22 protein-coding genes are annotated in these 22,131 nt (G+C 73.5%); 7 read left to right on the forward strand and 15 right to left on the reverse strand.

Annotation, left to right across the window (positions count from 1 at the left end; all coding sequences use genetic code 11):
* Positions 1–473 (forward strand): RNA-guided endonuclease TnpB family protein (locus tag CUT83_RS16435; RefSeq protein WP_143688532.1); only part of this gene is annotated, 473 nt, incomplete at its 5' end.
* 106 nt (positions 474–579) lie between these two features.
* Here the strand turns inward: CUT83_RS16435 and CUT83_RS16440 are convergent.
* Together CUT83_RS16440 and CUT83_RS16445 are read right to left on the reverse strand one after the other, a co-directional pair.
* Positions 580–1,380, reverse strand: a complete 801-nt coding sequence (locus CUT83_RS16440) for a DUF3152 domain-containing protein (protein ID WP_101256741.1) — start codon at positions 1,378–1,380, stop codon at positions 580–582.
* Positions 1,381–1,725: 345 nt separating this feature from the next.
* The gene (locus CUT83_RS16445; RefSeq protein WP_101256605.1) at positions 1,726–2,757 is read right to left on the reverse strand and encodes a sulfotransferase family protein; all 1,032 of its coding nucleotides are present in this window, start codon (positions 2,755–2,757) and stop codon (positions 1,726–1,728) included.
* 261 nt (positions 2,758–3,018) lie between these two features.
* Between CUT83_RS16445 and CUT83_RS16450 the strand changes: the two genes are divergently transcribed.
* Entirely contained in the window at positions 3,019–4,047 is a 1,029-nt protein-coding gene (locus tag CUT83_RS16450) for a MarR family transcriptional regulator (RefSeq protein ID WP_158239022.1), read from the forward strand.
* Positions 4,048–4,123: 76 nt separating this feature from the next.
* Here CUT83_RS16450 and CUT83_RS16455 read toward each other — a convergent pair whose 3' ends face one another.
* Positions 4,124–5,116: a winged helix-turn-helix domain-containing protein gene (locus CUT83_RS16455; RefSeq protein WP_101256607.1), complete on the reverse strand. Its 993-nt coding sequence runs from the start codon at positions 5,114–5,116 to the stop codon at positions 4,124–4,126.
* Positions 5,117–5,586: 470 nt separating this feature from the next.
* Between CUT83_RS16455 and CUT83_RS16460 the strand changes: the two genes are divergently transcribed.
* Positions 5,587–6,087 carry an RICIN domain-containing protein gene (locus CUT83_RS16460; RefSeq protein ID WP_101256608.1) on the forward strand — a complete coding sequence of 167 codons (501 nt, stop codon included), beginning with the start codon at positions 5,587–5,589 and terminating at the stop codon, positions 6,085–6,087.
* Between the two features lie 237 nt (positions 6,088–6,324).
* Here CUT83_RS16460 and CUT83_RS16465 read toward each other — a convergent pair whose 3' ends face one another.
* Positions 6,325–6,549 carry a hypothetical protein gene (locus CUT83_RS16465; protein ID WP_240957736.1) on the reverse strand — a complete coding sequence of 75 codons (225 nt, stop codon included), beginning with the start codon at positions 6,547–6,549 and terminating at the stop codon, positions 6,325–6,327.
* A gap of 101 nt (positions 6,550–6,650) precedes the next feature.
* On the opposite strand from CUT83_RS16465, the gene CUT83_RS16470 reads away from it, so the two are divergent.
* Entirely contained in the window at positions 6,651–6,869 is a 219-nt protein-coding gene (locus tag CUT83_RS16470) for a glycine zipper domain-containing protein (protein WP_165869398.1), read from the forward strand.
* A 28-nt stretch (positions 6,870–6,897) separates the two neighbouring features.
* Here the strand turns inward: CUT83_RS16470 and CUT83_RS16475 are convergent, their stop codons facing one another.
* The 6 genes from CUT83_RS16475 to CUT83_RS16500 form a co-directional block, all read right to left on the reverse strand.
* Complete coding sequence (locus CUT83_RS16475; protein ID WP_165869397.1) at positions 6,898–7,140, reverse strand: hypothetical protein; 243 nt, start codon at positions 7,138–7,140, stop codon at positions 6,898–6,900.
* Between the two features lie 416 nt (positions 7,141–7,556).
* Positions 7,557–7,976 (reverse strand): ankyrin repeat domain-containing protein, encoded by a 420-nt coding sequence (locus CUT83_RS16480; protein ID WP_101256609.1) that lies wholly within the window; start codon positions 7,974–7,976, stop codon positions 7,557–7,559.
* Positions 7,977–8,129: 153 nt separating this feature from the next.
* Positions 8,130–9,401, reverse strand: a complete 1,272-nt coding sequence (locus CUT83_RS16485; RefSeq protein ID WP_101256610.1) for a PP2C family protein-serine/threonine phosphatase — start codon at positions 9,399–9,401, stop codon at positions 8,130–8,132.
* A gap of 358 nt (positions 9,402–9,759) precedes the next feature.
* A complete protein-coding gene (locus CUT83_RS16490; RefSeq protein ID WP_101256611.1) occupies positions 9,760–11,019 on the reverse strand; it encodes a GNAT family N-acetyltransferase in 1,260 nt (419 codons plus the stop codon).
* Between the two features lie 24 nt (positions 11,020–11,043).
* Positions 11,044–12,069 (reverse strand): asparaginase, encoded by a 1,026-nt coding sequence (locus CUT83_RS16495; RefSeq protein WP_101256612.1) that lies wholly within the window; start codon positions 12,067–12,069, stop codon positions 11,044–11,046.
* Between the two features lie 44 nt (positions 12,070–12,113).
* Positions 12,114–12,818 carry an RsiG family protein gene (locus tag CUT83_RS16500; protein WP_165869399.1) on the reverse strand — a complete coding sequence of 235 codons (705 nt, stop codon included), beginning with the start codon at positions 12,816–12,818 and terminating at the stop codon, positions 12,114–12,116.
* A gap of 190 nt (positions 12,819–13,008) precedes the next feature.
* On the opposite strand from CUT83_RS16500, the gene dtd reads away from it, so the two are divergent.
* Entirely contained in the window at positions 13,009–13,434 is a 426-nt protein-coding gene (gene dtd / locus CUT83_RS16505) for a D-aminoacyl-tRNA deacylase (RefSeq protein WP_101256745.1), read from the forward strand.
* Positions 13,435–13,539: 105 nt separating this feature from the next.
* Here dtd and CUT83_RS16510 read toward each other — a convergent pair whose 3' ends face one another.
* From CUT83_RS16510 to CUT83_RS16530, 5 genes are all read right to left on the reverse strand, one after another.
* A complete protein-coding gene (locus CUT83_RS16510; protein ID WP_101256614.1) occupies positions 13,540–14,523 on the reverse strand; it encodes a carbohydrate ABC transporter permease in 984 nt (327 codons plus the stop codon).
* On the reverse strand, positions 14,520–15,932 hold the full coding sequence (locus CUT83_RS16515) for an ABC transporter permease (RefSeq protein WP_101256615.1): 1,413 nt from the start codon (positions 15,930–15,932) through the stop codon (positions 14,520–14,522). The genes CUT83_RS16510 and CUT83_RS16515 overlap by 4 nt, the downstream gene beginning before the upstream one ends.
* 14 nt (positions 15,933–15,946) lie before the next feature.
* A complete protein-coding gene (locus CUT83_RS16520; protein WP_101256616.1) occupies positions 15,947–17,287 on the reverse strand; it encodes an ABC transporter substrate-binding protein in 1,341 nt (446 codons plus the stop codon).
* A 106-nt stretch (positions 17,288–17,393) separates the two neighbouring features.
* A complete protein-coding gene (locus CUT83_RS16525) occupies positions 17,394–19,100 on the reverse strand; it encodes a glycoside hydrolase family 13 protein (RefSeq protein ID WP_101256617.1) in 1,707 nt (568 codons plus the stop codon).
* A gap of 230 nt (positions 19,101–19,330) precedes the next feature.
* Positions 19,331–20,629, reverse strand: coding sequence for an ABC transporter substrate-binding protein (locus CUT83_RS16530; RefSeq protein WP_101256618.1), 1,299 nt, complete (start codon positions 20,627–20,629; stop codon positions 19,331–19,333).
* Between the two features lie 196 nt (positions 20,630–20,825).
* On the opposite strand from CUT83_RS16530, the gene CUT83_RS16535 reads away from it, so the two are divergent.
* Together CUT83_RS16535 and CUT83_RS16540 are read left to right on the forward strand one after the other, a co-directional pair.
* On the forward strand, positions 20,826–21,332 hold the full coding sequence (locus CUT83_RS16535) for a PadR family transcriptional regulator (protein ID WP_101256619.1): 507 nt from the start codon (positions 20,826–20,828) through the stop codon (positions 21,330–21,332).
* Positions 21,329–22,129, forward strand: coding sequence for an ABC transporter ATP-binding protein (locus CUT83_RS16540; RefSeq protein WP_101256620.1), 801 nt, complete (start codon positions 21,329–21,331; stop codon positions 22,127–22,129). The genes CUT83_RS16535 and CUT83_RS16540 overlap by 4 nt, the downstream gene beginning before the upstream one ends.
* The last annotated feature ends 2 nt before the right edge of the window (positions 22,130–22,131 follow it).

Below are 22,131 nucleotides of genomic sequence, written 5' to 3' on the forward strand. Positions count from 1 at the left end.
CTGCCGAGGTCTACGCCCGCATCACCGACCGCAGGCGTGACCACCTGCACAAGCTCACCACTCGGCTCGTTCGTGAAAACCAAACGATCGTGATCGAGGACCTCACCGTCCGGAACATGGTGAAGAACCGGAGCCTGGCCCGCGCCATCAGCGACGCGGCCTGGTCGGAATTCCGGAGCATGCTGGAGTACAAGGCCCAGTGGTACGGCCGCGAGGTGATCGCGATCGACCGATGGTTCCCCTCCTCCAGGCTGTGCTCGACCTGCGGCACCTTGCAGGACAAGATGCCGCTGAACGTCCGCACCTGGACGTGCGACTGCGGGACGGCCCACGACCGGGACGTGAACGCGGCGAAGAACATCCTGGCCGTCGGGCTGACGGCGTCTGTCTGTGGAGCTGGTGTAAGACCTCAACGGAGTACTCCGGGCGGGCAGTCGGCGATGAAGCAGAAAACCCCACGGCGCGAGCCGTAGGAATCCCCCTCCTTCAGGAGGGGGAGGAAGTCAAGGCCGGACCGTAGCCGTTCCCACCGACAGTGCGGCCGGGCCGGGCCGGGCCGGGAGCGGGCGGCGGGGCGGTTCAAGGCACGGAGGGGCCGCCCAGGTAGGTGGTGCCGTCGGTGTCGTAGGGCCAGGCGTTGGCGACACAGCCCTTGAGCCCCTTGATCTGCTGCATCATCGCGGGCGCGGGCCGCCCGGGGCCCGGGCAGGTCTCGTGGCCGTGGCCGATGCGGTGGCCGACCTCGTGGTTGACGATCAGCGCCCGGTACTCGGTGACGGGACCGGCGAACTGCGGCGAACCCAGCACCCAGCGCTTGAGGTTGACCACCACGGTGGGGCCGACGGCGCAGTTCAGCTCGCCGCGGGTGTTGAGCCCGGCGGCTCCGCAGATGGCGTCGGCGGTGCCGGGGGTGGCGATCTTGACGGTGAAGTCGGCGGGCCCGTCGGCCACCAGGCGGAAGCCGTTGACACCGTCGTTCGTCCAGCCGCGCGGATGGGCGAGGATCGCGGCGACCTCCTGCGCGGCCTGCCGGGCGGAGAGCTCGATGCCGTCCTCCACCTGCACCCGGTAGGTGCGGATGGTGCCCTGGCCGACGGCCTCGCCGGATGCCTGCGCGGTGGTGAAGGTGCCCGGCCCGGTGGCGGGGACCGGAATCGCAGACGGCTCGGTCGGCTCCTGCGTGGAGGGGGACGGCGAGGGGGACGGCGACGCGGAGGCCGAGGCGGAGGCGGAGGAGGAGGGGGAGGGTGGCACGAACACCGCCTCCTCCGAGGCCCTCAGCTCGTCCGGATCCTGCGGCGTGGCCATGGTCCGGGATTCCGCGGAGTCCTGCTGGGCGACGAGTAATCCGCCGAGGGCGAAGGCCCCGACGGTCGCCATGGAGGCCAGCACCCGTATGTGCGGGCGCCTTTGACGGCGGCCGCCCCGGCGGACCCGCCTGCCCCGTCCCTCCTGGCGGACGGCACCGCGGTGAGCGGTACCCCGGCGGGCGGCACCGCGGCGAGCGGTGCCGGTGCGCCGGTCGTTGCGGCGGCGGCTCAAGATGCACTCCCCCCGTGGTTCGGCGTGCGCGAACGTGCCGAACGCGCGGTCTGCGACTCGTGGGGGGGCGGTCGAAGATCACCGTAACACCGCCGTACGACAGACCGGTGGTGGGACCAACGACCGCCGCTCCCGGGGCGGGCCCCGCGGCGCACTCCGCGCCGGTCCGCGCCGCCCCCGGTGTCACACCGCGGCGAGCGCCCGCTCCCCCGGCTCGCAGGCCTCCCGCAGCGTCTCCAGCTCGTCCGGCGGCAACCGCAGCGAGGCCCCCCGCCTGCCCGCGTCGAGCATCGACCGGCCCGCCGCCAGCCACTCCCCGTCGGGCGCCACACCGGCGAACCCGGCCAGCCGCGACAGCTCCCGCTCCGGCGCGTCCAGCAGCTCCTCGTACGACAGGCTCGTCCGGGCCGCCTCCGGCACCTGGTCCAGATGCTCCAGGCACTCGGTCACCAGCCGCGACCACAGCTCCCCGAACCGGGCCACCGGCACCACCCGGTCGAACACCAGCCGGGGGTCGAACGGATCCCTCAGGAGCCCCGCCAGGTCCGGCGGGAGCTCGCGGGCGTGCTCGGGCGTCAGCTCGTCGCCGAACTCCAGGCCCAGCAGCGCGTACATCTCCTCCAGCATCGCGATCATCCGGAAGCCGGTGTGCCGGCTCATCGACAGCGCGCAGTCGGGGCCGCCGCGGTGGAGGTGGACGAACCTCGCCTCCGGGAAGCCCGCCCGCAGCCGGGGCACCCACCGCACCGAGAAACCCGAACGCTCCACCACCGCCCGCCGCCCGAACCGGGCGCACAGCAGCCCGAACAGCTCCCGGTACTGCTCCTCGACCGGGCGGCGCGGCCAGGCGCGGACCTGCGGGGCGAGCTCGTCCAGCAGGCCGTCGGGGTCGTCGGTGAGGTGCGGCAGCACCATCATGGACAGCCGGGGGATGCCGGTGGTGTCGGCCGAGAAGCGCCCGGGACGGCGCGGGTAGAGGAACTCCGGAATGGGCGCGCCGCTGCGGACCATCCTGTCGAACGTCGGGTTGGGCTCGGCCAGCAGACGCCAGAACTCCGTTCCCTCCAGGGTCCCTTCGGGCATCCCCTCGGATCCGACCGAGGCCAGCAGTTCGTTGAGGCTGAGGACGTCCCGGTGCAGGTTCAGCACGCGCGACAGCGCGGTCGAACCGCTCCGCCCCGTGCCCACCACGAACGTCAGCGGCTGTTCGGTCACGCCCCACTCCTCCGTACCGTCTCCGTGGGCGCGGGCCGCCGACGCGGCCGCGCTCCCCGTCCACGGCAGCGTATGGATCCCGGCCGATGTCGCGACAGGGTGACTTCCGGCCAGGGCGGCCGGCGTTTCCCGGTGGTTTCGGGCTGGGCCGAAAGGACTTCGTACGCCGGTGCGCCCGCCGCACACTGGCGGCAGGTACGGCACGGGGGCGGCGCGGACGGACGCGGCCCGGGGGAGACGTACCGAGGGGGAGGACGCCGGATGTCCGGGATATCCGAACTGAGGCTGGGACCGATCGATGCGCTTGTGCCCCGGGTGGTGCCCCACCCGGGGGCCACGCTGCTCTCCCTGGTCGCCGACGCTCTGGGCGGACGCGACCACGGTGTCCGTCCGCACGCGCGGCGGCTCGTCCGTGCGGCGGCGCCGCAGGGGGCCGCGGATGTGCTGCGCCCCCTCTTCGCTCCGGGGGTCTCCGTCATCCCCGACTGCATCACCCCGACGGCCACCATGTCCCGGGAGGAGTGTGCCCACCATCTGGAACAGATCGAGGAGGTGTCGGCGGACACCCTGCTGGCCGAGATCGAGGGCGAGTTCGGCGGTGACGTGCCTGCCCGGTGGCGCCCGGTGGTGCGCCGGCCGAAGATGTGGAAGGACGCCTACGCACGGCTGATGCGGAGCGTGTGGAACGAGATCGCCCCGGTGTGGCGCGCGGCCGGCCGGCTGGTCGAGAGGGAGGCCGAGCGTGTCGGGGCCGCGACGGTCGGCGGTTCCCTGGACTGCGTCCTGGCCGGTCTCGGCCCCCGCCTCCGGTTACGGGGAACGACCCTGCGCCTGCCCGGCCGGCAGGGGGAGACGTCCGAGCTGGGCGGGCGGCGACTCATCCTGGTACCGGTCGTCTCCGGCGGCGGCGCCTCGCTCTTCTCCTTCGACCTGTCCGACGCCGTGTGGATCGGGTATCCGGTGCCCGGGCTCGGCGGCTTGTGGGGGAACGACGAGCCGCGGGACCGGTCCTCCGCTCCCCTGAGCCTGCTGTTGGGCGAGGCCCGCGCCGCTGTGCTGCACGCCCTTTCCGCTCAGCTGACCTCGGGAGAGATCGCCGAACGCCTCCACTACGCGCCCGCCACCGTCACCTACCACTGCACCCGTCTGGAGGCGGCCGGATTGCTGGAGCGCCTGCGCTGCGGGCAGCACGTGCTGGTCCGCCGCACCGATCGGGGCGAGGAACTGATGAACGTACTGGGCGGGACGGGCCGGGGGGAGGGCGTCGGCCGGAGGCCCAGTCACCGGTGAGGCCGAACACCGCCGTCCACCGGGCCCTCGGTGACGAACGCGGTGGCCGCTTTCGGGACCGGCGGCCGGGCCCGGCTCACGTGGTGTCCAGCAGGGTTCGTCCGGTGGGCGTCATGGTGTGGAGGGCCGCCTTGCGGTGGCGGATGGTGGTGATGAGCCCGGCCCGTCTCAGGACCGTCGCGTGTTCGCTGGCGCTGGAGACCGATATGCCCACCGCCGCGGAGAGCTCGGTCGTGGTGCAGCCGGCCCTGCCCGCGACGGCGAGCAGGACGGCGGCGCGGGTCCGTCCCAGGAGCTGTGCCAGCGTCGCCGGGGACCCTGCGGCCCCCGTGCCCGGCCGGACGACGTCGGGGCTCCGGGAACCGGACGACGCGGGGTAGAACAGCATCGGCTGCGGCTCGGCGTCCGGGACGATCAGCGGGGCGTCGGATCCGAAGAAGGACGGCGCGAGAAGGAGCCCCCGCCCCTCCAGCTTCAGGTCGGCGTCCAGGCCCGAGGCCATGTTCACCGTCAGCACGGGGGACTCCCAGCGGATCCGTCGCGGGTGGAGCCGAGTCAGTACCTCCTCCATCCCGCCGTGCAGGAGGGCTCTGACCCGCAAACCCCTGTCGGCCTCGATCCGGGCCTCCACCTGGGGCCGGTACGGTGCCAGCAGCACGTCGTGGGCCGTGGACAGGCTGTCCACGAGCCGTCGCAGCACCGAGGGGTCCTCGCCGAGCAGGCGGGACCACCGCGGAACGGGCTGCCGCGCGGCGATGTGCTCCATCTGGTCCCGCAGCAGACGCCGGGGGGTCGCACGCATCCGGTCCAGGAGTTCCCGGGGCTCGCCTTCCGCGGCCGGGGCCAGGAAGTCCGGCACCCAGCCGTGGGACGGCGTCATCTCGAACGCCATCCGCGCCGTGGCCGGCAGGCGGGAGAGGACATCGTGCCGCCAGGCGTCGAAGCGTGTGGACGGGGTCCTGTCCCTCAGAACCCGCATGGCGATGCTCAGTTCCTGGAGCGGGTGGACCGAGGACGCCGACCGGGTCCTGGCCAGATCTGCGAACGTGAAGTGGATCCGAAGGGCCATGGCGACTCCCCCGCCGTCTCGTCTCCGCCGTCTCGTTCCCGCCGTCTCGTTCCCGCAGTCGCGTCCCCGCAGTCGCGTCCCCGCAGTCGCGTCCCCGCGGCACCGGTGTCCTTCTGTGCGGGCTCGGAAACCCTGTGTGACCTCCCCGTCTTCCTACAACCACTCCCCACAGCCTTTCCACGAGTGCCGGAAAGCGGAGTTTCAGGGTGAAACAGAAGGTTTCACCCCCCTCCGGGAGGTCTCGGCGGAGCCCTCACGGGGAGAGGGGGGCACCCGGGACGACAGGTCCGGGCGCTTTTCGAGAAACGTGGAACTGCTTGTCCGTGCCGGGCGCCGACGGCCAGTCTCGATGTGGCCGGGCGGTGCTCACGACAGCGTCCCGAGCCGGCTCCGGCTCTGCCGGGGGAGCGAACACGCCCGAGGACGGCGGTTCGCGCAGACAGCCGATCGACGACAACCGGAGGATTCTCATGAGGACTCGCCGTGCCGCCAGACTGGCCGGAGTGGTCTTGGGAGGGGTGTCCCTCGTCGCCACCGCCACCACGGCGGCCCACGCGACCGCAGGGCAGACCGGCGCCCCGGAGCGGTCCGGGCAGATGATCGCGGCCGACGTGATCAACACCCTCAAGAACCAGGGGACCGGGCGGTGCCTGGACGACAGCAACTCGTACGGGCTGCGCACCTACGCCTGCAACGGTTCCGACTACCAGAAGTGGCGCGTCCGTGTCTGGGATGACGGGACGCGCCGGTTCCAGAACGTGCTGACCGGCCGCTGCCTGTCCTACAGCGGCGCCGGTCTGAAGACCTACAGCTGCAACACCTCGAAGTACCAGAGCTGGTGGATCAAGCGCTGGAACGACGGCACCATCCGGCTCCGGAACCAGTGGAGCGGGAAGTGCCTGCAGGACTCCTTCTTCGGCGGGCTGTCCGTCGCCACCTGCAGCACCTCCAAGTACCAGAGCTGGTACTGATCCGGACCGCGGTCCCGGTGCGGGGGCACCGGGACCGCCCGGCGGGCTCCCGGAGGGCGAGTGGCCTCCCGGGGACGGCGCCCCGGCCGTGAACGGCTCTGGCCGGGGCGCACCTCCTTCCCGCTCCTGCCCACCGGGGGCCGGGGCAGGGCGCGACGGTGCCGGGGCGGAGGCGGTGGACGCCGCCGTCGGGTACGCGCCGGCCGCCGTTCTCCGCGGCCCGTACGGCCGGAGCCGTCAGGCGGGCGGCGGCAGCGGCCGTCCCTCGACGGCCGCGCGGATGTGCTCCGGGGTGAGGGCGTCGCCGCCGTGCTCGGCGGCGAAGGCCGTGACACGGCCCAGCGGCGAGTCCGGGTGCGGAGGTTCCTCACTGATCACCGTGCCGGTGACGATCTCGGCGAAGCGCATGCCGACGGTCACGGGGTCCTGTTCCAGGGGGTCTTCCTGACGGTGTGTGCTCATGCCCGGAGCCTAGGCCCGGCCTGTGACAGCGAAGCGGCGGCGACCTGCGCGGGCCGCCCAACCGCTCGCCGGGGAGGGCGGACGGATGGGAGAGTGTCGCCATGGTGAAGAGAGACGGCAACGGCGGCGGAAACGGGCCGGGGAACGGCGATGTCGCGGTGGGCATCTCCGTCGGGACGGCGATCGGGGTCGCCCTGGGCCTGACGGTGTTCGACAACATCGCCCTCGGGATCGGTGTGGGCATGGCACTGGGCATCGCCCTCGGGTCGGCCCGGCGCAGCCGCCGGGAGCCTCCCGGCGGCTCCCGGGGCGAGCGCTAGCACCTCCCCGCGGTGACGGCGGGTCCGGTCACGGCAGGGCGCGGCGGCTGCGGGCGTTGGCGGCGGCGAGGCGGGCCCTGAGCTGCTCGTGCGCGGTGAGCGGCCGGACGTCGTCCGGCTTCGCGTCCCACTCCCGTCCGCCGCCGAGCGGGCGCAGCCACACCCGCCCGGGGCGGACGTCCATCACGTCGCCGACCCGCCCGTCCCGCAGGTCCCGTGCCACCGAACCGACCGTGATCGCGGGCAGTTCCTCCCGCCTGTCCACGCTCACCGCGCCTCCCGCGCCCGCGGCGCCGCCACGGCCCCTTCCGGCGGTCCGTCCGGTGGCACGGTCGGCCCGAAGTCCGTTGCGCATGAGGCATGTACGGGTGCCGGCGACCACCGGGACCTCCTGCCGCCGAGGCCCGGAGGGGCCTCGGCCGCCGGGCCCGTGGTCGCGTCCGCGCCCGCGTCCGCTGCGGCGCGGGCGCGACCACGGGCGTCCTTGCCGTCGGCGAAGGCCGCCGAGAAGTACTGAGTTCGGGATTCCATCGCGCTCCGTGATCCGTCCATGCCCTCTGACGGGCGACTATCACTTTCTGTATCCAGATAGTCGCTGCCTGACGCCGGTGGCGGTGGATTTTTCACCGTGACCCCACATGCGCGTCGGGAAGAAGAACGGACGGTGACGGCGGAGCGCGCCGCGGCTCACTCCGCGCCGAGCAGCTTCAGCAGCTCGTGGCGGCCGAACATCCGCGCCGTGTCGATGGCCGAGGGGTTGCCCGCGGCCGGGTCGGCGCCGGCCTCCAGCAGCAGCCGCACCATCTCCTGCTGGTCCTTGAAGACCGCGCCACCGATGGGCGTCTGGCCGCGGTCGTTGACCCGGTTGGGGTCGGCGCCGCGCTCCAGCAGGGCGCGCACGGTGGGGGTGCGGCCGTAGTAGGCGGCGAGCATCAGGATCGAGTCGCCCTTGTCGTTGGTCAGGTTGGCCGGTACGCCCGCGTCCACGTACGCCGCGAGGGTGTCCGTGTCGCCCTCCCGGGCGAGGTCGAAGACCTTGGCCGCGAGCTGGAGCACCTCCGGGTCGTGCGCGGGCTGGGAGGTCTCGGGGGTCGGGGCGTCGGACATCGGGTGCCTCCTCGTCGTACCGTCTCGCCGCCACGGCGGCCGATCATGTTCAGATTACGTATGCCCGCTTTCCGGCCGTTGCCGCCGCGCTCCCGCCGCCGCGCTTCCGCCGCCGGACCCCCGCCGGCGTCCGCACCGCCGGGGGCCGGCCGTTCAGAGCTTGATGACCACCAGGGCCGCGTCGTCGGCGGTGCCCCGGTTCATGCCGAGGTCCTCCAGGAGGTTGTCGGCGATCTCCTCCGGGCCCAGGTCACGGTGCCGGGCCAGGCTCTCCGACAGCCGCTTCAGCCCGACGTCGATGGACTCCTCGCGGCGCTCGACCAGTCCGTCGGTGTAGAGGATGAGGGTCGAGCCCGGCACATAGGTGGTGATCGCCTGCGGCCGGTGCGAGGGCCTGCTCCGGGCGGCCAGGGGCACGTCGGTGGCCTGGTCCAGCAGCTCGGTGAAACCGTCCGGGTGGCACAGCATGGGCGGCAGGTGGCCGGCGCTGCTGTAGGTGAGCGTGTGCGTGTGGGTGTCGATGTCGAGCTTGACTGCGGTGGTGGCCAGCGCGCCGTCGAGGGAGCGTGCGTACAGGTCCAGGCCGTACAGGGCCTGCGCGGGGCCGTCGGCGACCCGCATGGCGGCGCTGAGGGCACTGCGCAGCTGCCCCATCACGCTGGCGGCCTCCAGGCCCCGGCCGACGACGTCGCCCACGGCCACGGCGAAGCGGTCCTCGCTGAGGTTGATCATGTCGTACCAGTCGCCGCACACGTTCAGCGAGCCCTGGGCGGGCCGGTAGCGCACGGCCGCGTTGCGGCGCTCCAGCGGCATGTGCGTCGGCAGCATGGCCTTCTGCAGGGTGAGGGCCACCTCGTGCTCACGGGCGTGCGCCTGCCGAAGCCGCTCGTTGTGCTCGTACAGCTCCCGCGCGCGGGCGTACAGCTCGGCCTCGGCGACCTTCCCGCCGACCGCCCGCAGACCGGTGCCGGCGCCGGCGCCGGTCAGGCTGGTGGGGTGGGCGAGACTGTCGCGCACGTACGCCGTGGCGTCCTCGACGCGGTTGACGATCAGGAGCACCGAGCCGTCCTCGCCGAGGAGGGGGGTGTTGACCGGGCTCCAGTACCGCTCCTCGTAACCGCCCTCGGCGCCGGGGCGGGGGATGTCGTACCGCTGGAGGACCATGGTGTCCGGTTTGCCCGTCTCCATCACGCGCCGGAACGAGGTGAGCAGGTTTCTGGGGCCGTCGGCGTCCGGGTCGTCCGGGTTGACGGGGAAGACGTCGAACAGGTGGCGGCCGATCAGCTCGCCGCGGGTGCGCCCGGTGATCTCCAGATAGGCCTGGTTGGCCTCCACGAAGACGAAATCCCGGTCCAGTACCGACAGGGGCGTGGGGGTGGCGTCGAACAGGGCGGCGTAGTCGATGCCGCCGCTCACCTCGCTCATGGCCCCTCCCCTCTGCGTGGTGCCGGCCGGAGCCGGGGACCTCTTCGTCATGGTGGCACGTACCCTCTGCCGTCTCGAACACTACCGCGAGGCTTACGGGGGCAGCAGCCCGTGGACGGGGCGCCGGGGCCGCCTCCCGGCCGGGCGTACCGCGGACGGGTGGGCGGTCCGCTCGGTACGGAGAGGGGTGATTCGGCCGTTGAGCATATCTTTTGTGCGATTGTGCACCGCCTGGGCGGGTGTGTGCCGTACCGGATCGGCGAGGCACGACCGTACCCGATCATGGAAGGACGTGTGGCGGGTTCCACAGCGTCTCCACACCCCGCGGCCGCGCTTCGGGACCGCGCCCCGGCGGGCGTCAGAAGACGTCCGGCGCCCAGGGCCTGCGGCCCGTGCGCAGCAGGGCGTCCGCCAGGGCGGCCGCGCCCGGGCGCTCCTCGTCGAGCTGCCCCAGCTCCCGCAGCCGCGAGGCGGACTCGTCCCCCAGGTACATCGAGCTCAGCGCGCCCACCCCCATCGAGAGGTCGGCCGGGCGCGTGGTGGGGGCGCAGGTGGCGCCCTCGGGGGAGGCGTCCAGCAGGAAGCGTCCCCCGGCGATGCCCATCGGGTCCTCCAGCTCCAGCACCAGCGTGCCGGAGACCGGGTACGTACGGGCCCGGAGCAGCGCGGGGACGTCCAGCGGGCGCAGCCACAGGAAGTCCGCGTGGGAGGTGATCCGGGCGGCGCGCGGGTTCGGCAGCAGCCGGGGCATCAGGCAGTCGGGGGCGAGCCGGCGGCAGTGGACGGTGGCGACCCAGTCCATGGAGAGCAGGAAGTGCCACAGGGCCCGCTCGGCGGCCGCGTCGGCGGCGATCAGATCGCGGACGTGGGCGTTCAGGCGCGGCGCCTTGTTCTCCCAGTGGTCGTCGGCGGTGTACGTCAGCAGGCCCCGCACCCGGCCCGCGGCGTCGCGGTACACGGCGTGGGAGGCCTGGGTGAAGCCGCTGCCGGGCCAGTCGATCGCGCCGGTGTTCAGCTTCCACCAGCGCTCGGTGCGGTCGGTCATGCCCTGCCGGTCGGGCAGCGCGCGCACCCGTTCGTGCAGCGCGGCGCCCAGGACGCGCGCCCGGGCGGGCTCCACCAGATCGATCCGGGCGCCCTCCTCCCGCGGGCGTGACCAGCGCGGGTCCAGTCCGGCGCGGGCGGCGTCCACGGTCCAGTCGGTGGACCAGGTGGCCGGGCCGTAGCCGTAGCGGCCGTAGATCGGGTACTCGGCGGAGTCCAGCGTGGAGCAGACGTCCCCGCGCTCCCTGCCGTCGGCCAGCGCGTCGCGCATCATCCGCGTCAGCAGCCCGCGGCGGCGGTGGGTGGGCAGGACGGAGACGTTGGTGACGGCCAGGGAGTCCACCGCCGCGCCCCCGGGAACGGTCAGCCGCTGCGGCAGCGTGCGGAAGGTGGCGACGCAGCGGCCGTCCTCGAACGCCCCCCGGGTGCGGTCGAGTTCGATCGCGCCGCGCCGGGCGGCGAGCTCCTCGGCGGTGAGCTCCGCGGAGTGCAGGAAACCCGCTCGGAGGGCGCGCAGCCAGCCCGGGTACTCGTCCTCGGTGATGGTGCGGATGTCAGGGGCGTTCGAGTCCATGGCGGTTACGTTAGGGCCGCCGTATCAGAACGTCGCGCGGATTTCCCCCACCCGCCGCCCCCCGCCCAGCAGCGGGGCGTCGCCTATCTCCGCCAGCACCGGGGACTCCACGCCCATCCGCGCCAGCGTCCGGGCCAGGACCGGGCCGAGCGCCCGCAGCCCGCCGTCGTCGATCTTGATCGCCAGCGCGCGGCCGTCGGGCAGGGCCACCGCCTGGACCGCCTCGGCGCCCACCTTCGCCAGCGTGCCCGGCACCCCGCGCATCAGGCGGGTGTCCTCGCGCCGGGCGCCCGCCACGTACTCGGGGTGGGCCCGCATGGCGTCGGCGACCCGGCGCTCGGGGGTGCCCGCCTCGGCCAGTACGAAGGAGCGGAAGGCGCGGGCCAGGCCGGTGAGGGAGATCGCCATCAGCGGGGCGCCGCAGCCGTCGGTGCCGGTGTGCGCGACCGGCTCGCCCGCCGCCGCCTCGATCCGCTCGCGCACCAGCGTCTGGAGGGGGTGTCCGGGGTCGAGGTAGCCGGTGCCGGACCAGCCGCTGACCCGGCAGGCGGCGAGCATGGCGGTGTGCTTGCCCGAGCAGTTCATGGCGACGCGGGAGGGACGCGAGCCCGCCGCCAGGAACCGGTCGGCCTCCTCGCGGTCCAGCGGCAGGTCGGGCGGGCAGCCCAGATCGTCCTCGGTCAGCCCGTGCTCGGCGAGCATGGTGCGCACCAGTTCCAGGTGGAAGGGTTCGCCGGAGTGGCTGGCGGCGGCCAGCGCCAGCCGCTCGCCCGACAGCTCCAGGCCGGCGTGCAGCACGGCCGCCGCCTGCATCGGCTTGTTGGACGAGCGGGGGTAGACCGGCGCGGCCACCTCGCCCAGCGACCACTCCACGCCGCCGTCCGGCCCGAGCACCACCACCGAACCGCGGTGGCTGCCCTCGGTGAACCCCGAGCGCACGACCTCGGCGAGGACCGGGAGTTGCGCGCGGGGCGCTCCGGCGAGCGGTCCGGGCCGCTCGCCGGGAGCGGGGGCGGGGACGTTCGCTGGCGGGGTGGTGCTGGCGGACATGGGCGGCCTTCCCTGGGTGTAGGGGAGGACGACCGCCCCCGGGGTCAGGGCAGCAGGTCGTCCACGTGTGCTTCGCCCTCACGGTACCTGCGCGCGATCTCGGCGCTGCACCCGTTCGCCGTCCGCTGGAGCGCCCGGCGGCGCCGGGAGATCCGGTGCTCGTGCCCGCCCAGCCGCGCCATGGCGGCGTGCAGCTCGGCGTCGGTGCGGGCGCCGAGGTCGGACAGCTCCACCTCGGCGAGCACCTCCTCGGCCAGCCGCCGGTACTCCTCGCTGCGCGGGGTGCGCAGCGTCACATGGCGGGCAGAGCGCGCGGGCCCCCGGCCGGGCGGGGGGGAGTCGGCGAGGATCTCCGCCAGCCGGTCGATCAGGGGGACGTCCGCCGCGCTGCGGCGGGCCAGTTCGGCGCGGAGGATGTCGACGCGGCCCTGGATCAGCCGCCGCACGTAGCTGAGGTCGGCCTCCTCCTGCTGTGCCTGGCGGCGCAGCTCGCGCAGCTGGGGCAGGCGCAGACCGGTCAGCTCGGGAGGCCCGGCGTCGTGCGGGACCGCGGGGGGCGCCCCGCCCGCGCCGGTGGCGCCACCGGTGTCGGCCCCCGTTCCCGCCGGAGCGGTCTCCGCGGCGCCCGCCGGGGCGGCTGAGCCGGTCGTGGAGCCGACCGTGGAGTCGGTCGTGGAGGTGGTCGTGGAGGCGGCCCCGCGGGCCGCCGGTACGGCTCCGGGCGTCCGCCCGGTTCCGGCAGTGCTCATCTTCTGTGTGCCCCTCATCCCCTTCGCCGTGGACCACAACGCGGTGCCACGGCCCGTCACGGATACGCCGCAGGCCACCGCGCGCACCGTGCTGCACGCATCGTGCCACCGCGGGCACCCTGCGTGCAGTCCGGGCCACCCGTCCGGCGGCGGTCGGCGGGCGCACGACCGGGGCGGCATGATGGTCGGCATGCGAGCTGTGGTGCAGAGGGTCAGTGGCGCGAAGGTCGTCGTCGCGGGGGAGAGCGTCGGCGAGATCACCGGGGAGGGGCTGTGCGTGCTGGTCGGGGTGACCCACGACGACACCCCCGAGAAGGCCGACCGGCTCGCGCGCAAACTGTGGGGCCTGCGGATCCTGGAGGACGAGAGGTCCTGCTCGGACACCGGCGCCCCCCTGCTGGTCGTCAGCCAGTTCACCCTCTACGGCGACGCGCGCAAGGGGCGCCGCCCCACCTGGCAGGCCGCCGCCCCCGGCCCGGTGGCCGAGCCCCTGGTCGACGAGGTGTGCGCCAGGCTGCGGGCGCTGGGCGCGCGGGTGGAGACGGGCCGCTTCGGGGCGAAGATGGAGGTCTCGCTCACCAACGACGGCCCGTTCACGGTGCTGCTGGAGGTCTGAGGCGGTGTCCTCCGGGCCCGCGCCGGCCCGGAGGACACGCCCCCGGGCCCCTGCCGCCCCCCGTATCGGCGACAGGGACCGCTCACGGCCCCCCGTCTTCCGCGGTCACTTCACCGACCCCGCCATGACGCCCTGCACGAAGTGCTTCTGGAAGGCGAAGAACACCACCAGCGGAACGGCCAGCGACAGGAAGGCGCCGGGCGCGAGGATCTCGATGTTGCTGCCGAACTGCCGCATCTCCGACTGGAGCGCGACGGTCAGCGGCTGCGAGTCGCTGTCGGCGAAGATCAGCGCGACCAGCATGTCGTTCCACACCCACAGGAACTGGAAGATGGCCAGGCTCGCGATCGCGGGCCTGCCCACGGGCAGGACGAGCCGGACGAAGATCCGCCACTCCCCGCCGCCGTCCATCCGCGCGGCCTCCAGCATCTCCCGCGGGATCTCCGCGAAGTAGTTGCGCAGCAGGAAGACCGCGAACGGCAGCCCGTATGCGACGTGGAAGAGGACCACACCCGGGATCGTGCCGAACAGCCCGACCGCGCCCAGCATCTTCGCCACCGGCAGCAGACCGACCTGGACCGGCACCACCAGCAGTCCGACGACCACCAGGAAGATCCAGTCGCGGCCGGGGAACTCCAGCCAGGCGAAGGCGTATCCGGCCAGCGCGGCGACCACCACCACGGCGACGGTGGTGGGCACCGAGATCAGCACGGTGTTCCAGAACGCCTGGGTGATGCCGGAATCCGCCAGCAGGGCCGTGTAGTTGTCGACCGACAGCTGGCCCGGCTCGGTCAGCGCCGTCCACCAGCCGCTGGCGGAGTTGGCCTCCTCCGACCGCAGCGAGGACAGGAACAGCCCCAGTGCGGGGGTGATCCACACCAGCGCGGTGACGACGAGGAAGACCTGGACCGCGGTCCTGCCCAGCAGGGAGCCGATCCGCGCGCCGGCGGGCCGCCGCGCCCGCCCCGCGCCCCGGGGGTGGTGCCCGGCTCCCGCGGCTGCCGCCGCAGCCGCGGGAGCCGGAGCCTGTGCGGCCGCTCCCTTCCCGGCGGGCTTCCCGGCCGGGCCGTCGACGGTGCCGTGGGTCATGACTGGCTCCTGCGGAAGCGTCGGATGTTGAAGACCATGGCCGGGACCACCAGGAGCAGCAGCAGGACGCCGATGGCGCTGCCCAGTCCCTGGTTGTTGCCGCCGCCGAAGGACACCAGCCACATCTGCATGGCCAGCACGTTGGCGTCCTGGAGCACCGGGCCCGGGGCGATGATGTAGACGAGGTCGAAGACCTTCATCACATTGATCACCAGCGTCACGAAGACCACGGTCAGCACGGGCGCGAGCAGCGGCACGGTGATCCTGCGGAAGATCTGCCACTCGTTCGCGCCGTCCATCCGCGCGGCCTCCAGCACGTCCCGGGGCATCGCGGCCAGTCCGGCGCCGATCAGCACCATCGAGAAGCCGGTCCAGATCCACAGGTAGGCGCCGATGATCGCCGGGGTCACCAGGGCGGGACCGAGCCAGGAGATCCCGCCGTAGGGCTCGGCGAAGTTGGACGCCGGCAGCCGCAGGGCGTACGGGCCGCCGTCCAGGCCGGTGATGCGGAACGAGCCGTCGGCGGCGGTGGTGGTCTCGCCCACCGCCTTCCCGTCGCGCACCGCCTGGACGGTCATGCCGGGCAGGCCGCGCTCGCCGGAGTCGATCCGGCCCGGCTCGCCGCCCCCGCCGGGGGTGAAGTCCAGGTGGACGGTGCCGGCGAGCGAGCCGTCCCCGGCGCCGGAGGTGCCTTCGGGCGCGGTGGCGGGCTCGGCGTCGGAGGGCACCTCCTTGGGGGGCACGCCGACGACGCCGAGCGAGACGGTGCGGCCGGGCGTCAGGTCCGCGGCGGTGCCGTAGGAGCCGTCCTCGCCCTTGGTCAGCGGGGTCTCGCCGGCGTCCTCCCTGCCCCGGGCGCCGGGGTAGGCGGGGCGGTCGGCGAAGACATCGTGGACGCCGACGGCGACGGCGTTGAGGACGCCGCGGTCGGGGTCCTGCTCGTAGGTGATGCGGAAGATGATCCCGGCGGCGAGGAAGGAGATCGCCATCGGCATGAACATCAGCAGCTTGAACGCGGTGGCCCAGCGCACCTTCTCGGTGAGCACGGCCAGGATCAGGCCCAGGCCGGTCAGCAGGGCCGGGGCGACCACGACCCAGATCGCGGTGTTGCGGACCGCCTTGAGCGTGGTCGGGTCGCTGAACATCTCGACGTAGTTGTCCGCGCCGACGAAACGGGTGCCGGAGGCGTCGAAGAGACTGCGGCCGACGGAGAACAGGATCGGGTAGGCGACCAGCGCGCCGAGCAGCAGCAGCGCGGGCAGCAGGAAGGCGGCGGCGACGAGCCTGCGGCGGCGCGCCGCGCGCCTGCGGGGGTCGTCGCCCCGGGCGGGCGCCCCCCGCGAGGGGGAGGCGCCGGCCGGGGCGCCGCCCGCTTTCGCGGGCGGCACGGCGGATGCTTCGGCGGACATCGGTGCCTCTCGCCTCAGCTCTTCTTCCAGGCCTTGGCCGCGGCGGCCTCCAGCTTCTTCGCGGTGCCCTCCGGGTCGGAGGGGTCGCGCAGGAAGTCCTGGAGGAGCTTCCACTCGCCGGCGCCCTGGGTGCCGCCGAAGGCGGCCGGGGCCTGGTCGGACATGTCGAACCGCACGCCGTCACCGGCCTCCACCAGGGACTGGGCGATCTGCCGGGTGGTCTCGTCCTGGTAGGCGTCCAGGTTCAGGGCCTCGTTGGGGGAGATGAAGCCGCCGGCCCCGGCCCACACCTCGGCGGCCTCCGGGGTGGCCAGGAACTCCACGAACTTCATCCCGGCGTCGGAGTTCTCCCCGTCCTTGAGGACGACCGCCGCGTCTCCGCCGCCGACCACCGGCGGCTCGCCGCCGTCCACGGACGGGAACGGGAAGAACTTGGCCTCCTCGCCGACCTTCTTGCCGAACTGCCCGCTGATCAGGCCGGCGACGAAGTCGCCCTCGTAGACCATGCCCGCCTTGGGGTCGTCGCCGAAGACCTTCTCGACGGACTCGGGGAAGTCCGTGCGCAGCGCGCCCGCGCCGCCGCCCTCCACCAGCTCCTTGTCGCCGAAGAGTTCGCCGAGGGTGGTCAGGGCCTTGACGACGGACGGGTCGGTCCAGGGGATCTCGTGCGCGGCGAGCTTGTCGTACATCTCCGGGCCCGCCTGGGAGAGGTAGACGTTCTCGAACCAGTCGGTGAGCGGCCAGCCCGCCTCGCCCGCCACGGAGAAGGCGGCCACACCGGAGTCGGACAGGGTCCGGCCGGCCTCCAGCATCCCCTCGTAGTTTTTCGGCGGGGTGACGCCGGCCTGCTCGAAGGCCTCGGGGCCGTACCAGACGGTCGACTTGTTGGACGCCTTGAAGTACAGGCCGTAGAAGACGTCGCCGATCGTGCCGTACTCCTTCCACACCGGGGCGAAGTAGTCGCGCGCGCGGTCGTCGGCGGTCTTCGACAGCGGCTTGAGCCAGCCCTTGTCGGCGAACTGCTCGAGCACGCCGACCTGCGGGACCATCACCACGTCCGGCGCGTTGCCGCCCTGGATCTTGGAGCCGACGACGGTCGAGACGTTGTCGCCGGTGGAGACGAACTTCATCTCGGCGCCGGTCTTCTCGGTGAAGGCGTCCATCACCTTCTGGAAGTTCTTCTGCTCCACGCCGGTCCACACCCCGGCGACCGTGACCGTCTCGCCCTTCAGCTCCTGGCCGCCCTTGCCGTTCGCGGAGGTGTCCTCGCCGCCGCAGGCGGACGCGGTCAGGGCGAGGACGAGCGCCGTCGCCGTGGCGGTCGCGGTGCGTCTGGCGGTGCTGCCTGTGTTCATGGCTGTCCCTCTCGGGGTCGGCCGGCCCGGGGGCCGGAGGGTGGATGGTGTGGGGAGGTCGGTGAAGTCGGTGAGTTCCGGGGGTTTTCGGGAGGTCAGCGGGAGGTCAGCGGGGGGCGGGCGCGGGGTCGGCGACCCACCAGGCGGCGGTGGAGCCGGGGAGCGTCCCGTCCGGGCACTCGCCGCTGGCCAGCAGCGGGGTGCCGGGCACCGGGGCGGGCACGGGGGAGGTGCCGAAGTTGACCGCGCAGACCAGCCCGTCGCCGCGTTCGAAGGCCAGGACCTGCGGCGGCGCGTCCAGCCGGCGCAGCGTCCCCTCGCCGAGCTGGGGCAGATCGCGCCGCAGCTGGAGGCCGTCGCGGTACAGGTGCCAGAACGAGCGGGTGTCGGCCAGCGCCCGGTCGGTGGCGTGCTCGGCGAACCACTCGGGCTGCGGCAGCCACGGGCGGGCCTCCTCCGCGCCCGAACTGAAGCCGAAGGGCGAGGCGTGGCCCGACCACGGCAGGGGGACGCGGCAGCCGTCGCGGATGCGGCTGCGGCTTCCGGTGCGGCGGAAGATGGGGTCGGTGAGCACCTCGTCGGGCAGGTCCACCACCTCGGGCAGGCCCAGCTCCTCGCCCTGGTAGACGTAGGCGGCGCCGGGCAGCGCCAGCATCAGCAGGGCTGCGGCGCGGGCGCGCGCGGCGCCCAGGCCGGGGTTGCCCGGCCCGCTGCCCTCGCCCGCGTAGCGGGTGACGGTCCTGACCTGGTCGTGGTTGTTGAGCACCCAGGTGACGGTGGACCCGGTGCCCGCGATGTCCCGCAGCGCCTCGCCGATGACCTTGCGGAAGGCGTCCGCGTCCCAGGGCGCGCCCAGCAGGTGGAAGAAGAACGCCTGGTGCAGCTCGTCGGGCCGTACGTACTCGGCGTGTTCGCGGGCGGTGGGCACCGACACCTCGCCCACCAGCAGCCGGTCGAGGCCGTCGCGCTCGGCGTACTCGTCGCACAGCGCGCGCCAGCGGCGCCACACGCCGTGCACCTCGGGCTGGTTCCAGGCCAGCGGGTTGACCGAGTCGCGGGTGCGCTCGTCGGCCTCCGGGTCGGGGGAGTCGGGCAGTTCGGGGTGCTTGAACAGCCCGGCGGCCACGTCGACGCGGAAGCCGTCCACGCCCCGGTCCAGCCAGAACCGCAGCACCTGGTCGAAGTGCTCGGCGACGGCCGGGTCGCGCCAGTTGAGGTCGGGCTGCTCGGGCGTGAACAGGTGCAGATACCACTGACCGGGCTCGCCGTCCGGCTCGGTGACGCGCGACCAGGCCGGGCCGCCGAACATCGCCCGCCAGTTGTTGGGCGGCAACTCGCCCTCCGCGCCGCGGCCGTCGGCGAAGTGGAAGAGGGCGCGGTGCGGGCCTCCCGGCCCCTCGGCCAGCGCGGCGCGGAACCAGGGGTGCTCGCTGGAGCAGTGGTTGGGGACGATGTCGAGGACGACCTTCAGGCCCAGGCGGTGGGCGGCGGCCACGAGGCGGTCGAACTCCTCCAGGTCGCCGTAGACCGGGTCCACGTCGAGGTAGTCGGCGACGTCGTAGCCGTGGTCGTGCTGGGGGGAGGGGTAGACGGGGCTGAGCCAGATGCCGTCCACGCCCAGTTTCCGCAGGTACGGCAGCCCGGCGCGGACGCCGGCCAGGTCGCCGATGCCGTCGCCGGTGCTGTCCAGGAAGCTGCGGACGTAGACCTGGTAGACCACCGCGTCCCGCCACCAGTTCCGGGACGCGCCGGGGGAGGAAGCGGGTCGCGCGATGCGGGGTGAGACGCCGTGGTCGGTCGTGGCTGTAAGCATCCCTCGTGATCCCGTTCCCGCTCGCGGAGCACATGCTTCGGAGCCGCTGTTCGGAGCCGCTGTTATGCATGCATGTTATGTACGGGTGTCATCGAGGTGTCAACGAGTGGTCGAGAAGCCGCCCTTGTATGCCCTGGTATGTCTGGGCAGGGGGTGCTGAAGAAGGAGTGCTGGTACTTAACGTGTATGTAGAAGCTGGATGGCTGAGAGGGCGCGAAGCCGCGAGCCGATCAGTCCTCGCGGGAAGGCCCGGCACCCTCGTGCGCGAGGGACCGCAGCTCGCGCGCCAGCCGCGCGACCGCCTGCCGCGGGGTCTGCCGCCCCGCCATCGCGTCGTGCACCACCGCCTGCACCACCAGGCTCACCTGGTCGTAGCGCGGGCTCTTGGGGCGCGGCTCGGCCGCCAGCACGCTCTTGCGCAGGGCCGGCAGATGGGGGAAGGCGCGCACCAGCTCCGGGTCGGCGTACAGCGACGCCCGCACCGGGGGCAGCGCCCCCTCGGTGAGCACCCGGCGCTGCACCTGCTCACCGGTCAGGTACGCGATCAGGTCGGCCGCCGTCTCCGGGTGCCGGGACAGGGAGCTGACCGCCAGGTTGGAGCCGCCCAGCACGCTGACGCCCGGACCGTCCGGGCCGGGCAGCGGCACCGCCCCGAACCTCCCGGCCACCTTCGACCCCTCGCCGCCGGCCAGCGCGTACACGTACGGCCAGTTGCGCAGGAAGAGCAGCCGCCCGTCCTGGAAGGCCTGCCGCGACTCCTCCTCCTTCCAGGTCAGCGACTCCTCGGGGATCCAGCCCTCGCGCACCCCGTCGGCCAGGAAGGCCAGCCCCTGCACGGTCGCCTCGGAGTCGGCGGTCACCGTCGCGCCCTCGTCCCCCAGGAGCGAGCCGCCCGCCGAGCGCACCGCCTCGGTGGCGTTGGCCGTCAGCCCCTCGTACGGCAGGAACTGGCCCGCGTAGCCCTCTAGCCCGTACCGGGGGGCGACCTCGCGCGCCAGCCGCTCCAGCTCGGCCCAGGTGCGCGGCGGACGCTCGCCCTCCTTCGCCAGCACGTCCGAGCGGTAGTACAGCAGCCCGGCGTTGGTCACGTACGGCACCGCGTACAGCCGCCCGCCGAAGGTGGCGGTGTCCACCACCGGCGGCAGGAGGGCGTCCAGCGGGAAGCGACCGGGGTCCACCGGGGCGATCCAGCCCGCCGCCGCGAACTCCGAGGTCCAGGCCACGTCGATGTTGAGCACGTCGAAGCGGGAACTGCCCGAGCGCAGGCCGGTGACCATCTGGGCGCGGGTCTCGTCGGCGGAGTCCGGCAACTCCACCAGGGTCGCCTCCTCGCCCGGGTGCGCGCGGTTCCAGTCCTCCAGCACCGGGTCGAGGTAGTCGGTCAGGTCACCGGCGGTGACCAGGGTGACGGGGCCGCGCCCCCCGGCGTGCGCGACCGGACCGGCGGCCGGCGAGCCCAGCCCGGCGTAACCCGCCAGCACCACGGCGGCGGCCAGGAGCCCCCTTCCCGCGGCCCGCGTCCACCGCATAGGTCCCTCCCCAGCGCACCGGTCGTGCGCGGCCTCACCGTCGAGCACCGGACGCCCATATATACCCGTTGGGCATGGGCGATACTAGACGCCGACCGACAGACAGCCGGCGCACCGCCGACCGGGCCGCCGCCGCCCGGAAGGGGCCGCCGGCCCGGCACCGGCCCGGCACGGGACGGGGAGGAGGAGTGCGCGCGTGCGTCTGCCGCTCCTGGCCCTCCTCGCGGCCGGCCCCGCCCACGGATACGAGCTCAAAGGTGCCCTTGAGAAGCTGCTGGGCGCCGCGTACCCTCAGCCGAACGTCGGGCAGATCTACGTCACGCTGGGCAGGCTGGAGAAGTCGGGACTGATCGAGGGCGAGGACGTCGAACAGTCCGCCCGGCCCAACAAGCGGATCTACCGGCTCACCGACGCGGGGCGCGAGGCGGTGCGGGCGTGGTTCGAGGAACCGACCGACGAACCCCGGGTGCGCGACGAGTTCTTCATGAAGCTCGCGATCGCCCCGCAGACCGGCCTGGCCGACCAGATCGCACTGATCAACAAGCAGCGCCGCCAGTACCTCAACACCATGCGCGAGCTGTCCCGGCTCGCCGCGGCCGAGGACCGGGACAACCGGGTGGCGCAACTGCTGATCGAGGGCGCGATGCTGCACCTCCAGGCCGACCTCGACTGGCTGGAACGCTGTCAGGAGGAGTTGGAATGAGCCGTTCCCAGGCGCCGGCCGGCACCGGCCCCGCCGCACCGGCGAAGGCGCCCCCTCTTCTGCGGGCCGAGGGCCTGGTCAAGACCCACCACGGCGAGGGAGCCCCGGCCAGGGCGGTACGGGGCGTGGACCTGACCGTCTCGCGCGGCGAGTTCGTCGCCGTCACCGGCCCCTCCGGCGCGGGCAAGTCCACCCTCCTCCACCTGCTCGGCGGCCTCCAGAGGCCGGACGCCGGCAGCATCTGGTTCGACGGCACCTGCCTGGACTCCTACGGCGAGTCCCAGTGGGCGGTGCTGCGCCGCCGCCGCATCGGCATCGTCTTCCAGTTCTTCAACCTCGTCTCCAACCTCACCGTCGCCGACAACGTCGAACTGCCCGCCCTGCTGGCCGGCGGCAGCCCGAAGGGGGCCCGCGCCGACCGCGCCGAACTCCTGGCCGAACTCGGCCTGGAGGGCAAGGAGCGCAGCATGCCCGGCGAGCTGTCCGGCGGCGAGCAGCAGCGCGTCGCCCTGGCCCGCGCCCTGGTCAACCACCCCGACCTGCTGCTGGCCGACGAGCCCGCCGGCAGCCTCGACAGCCGCGGCACCCGCGAGGTGCTGCGCCTGCTCTCCCGCTTCCACGGCCGCGGCCAGACCATCGTGCTGGTCACCCACGACGCCCGGATGGCCAGCGCCGCCGACCGCGTCATCAGCTTCTTCGACGGCCGGATAGCCGACGACGCCGCCCTGGACGCGGACGGCCCGGGCCTTCGGCGGCGCGGCAAGGGCGTGGCCGGCGTACTGGAACTGAAGGACTGAGG

Source organism: Streptomyces barkulensis, assembly GCF_002843305.1.
In the GTDB taxonomy this organism is placed as follows: domain Bacteria; phylum Actinomycetota; class Actinomycetes; order Streptomycetales; family Streptomycetaceae; genus Streptomyces; species Streptomyces barkulensis.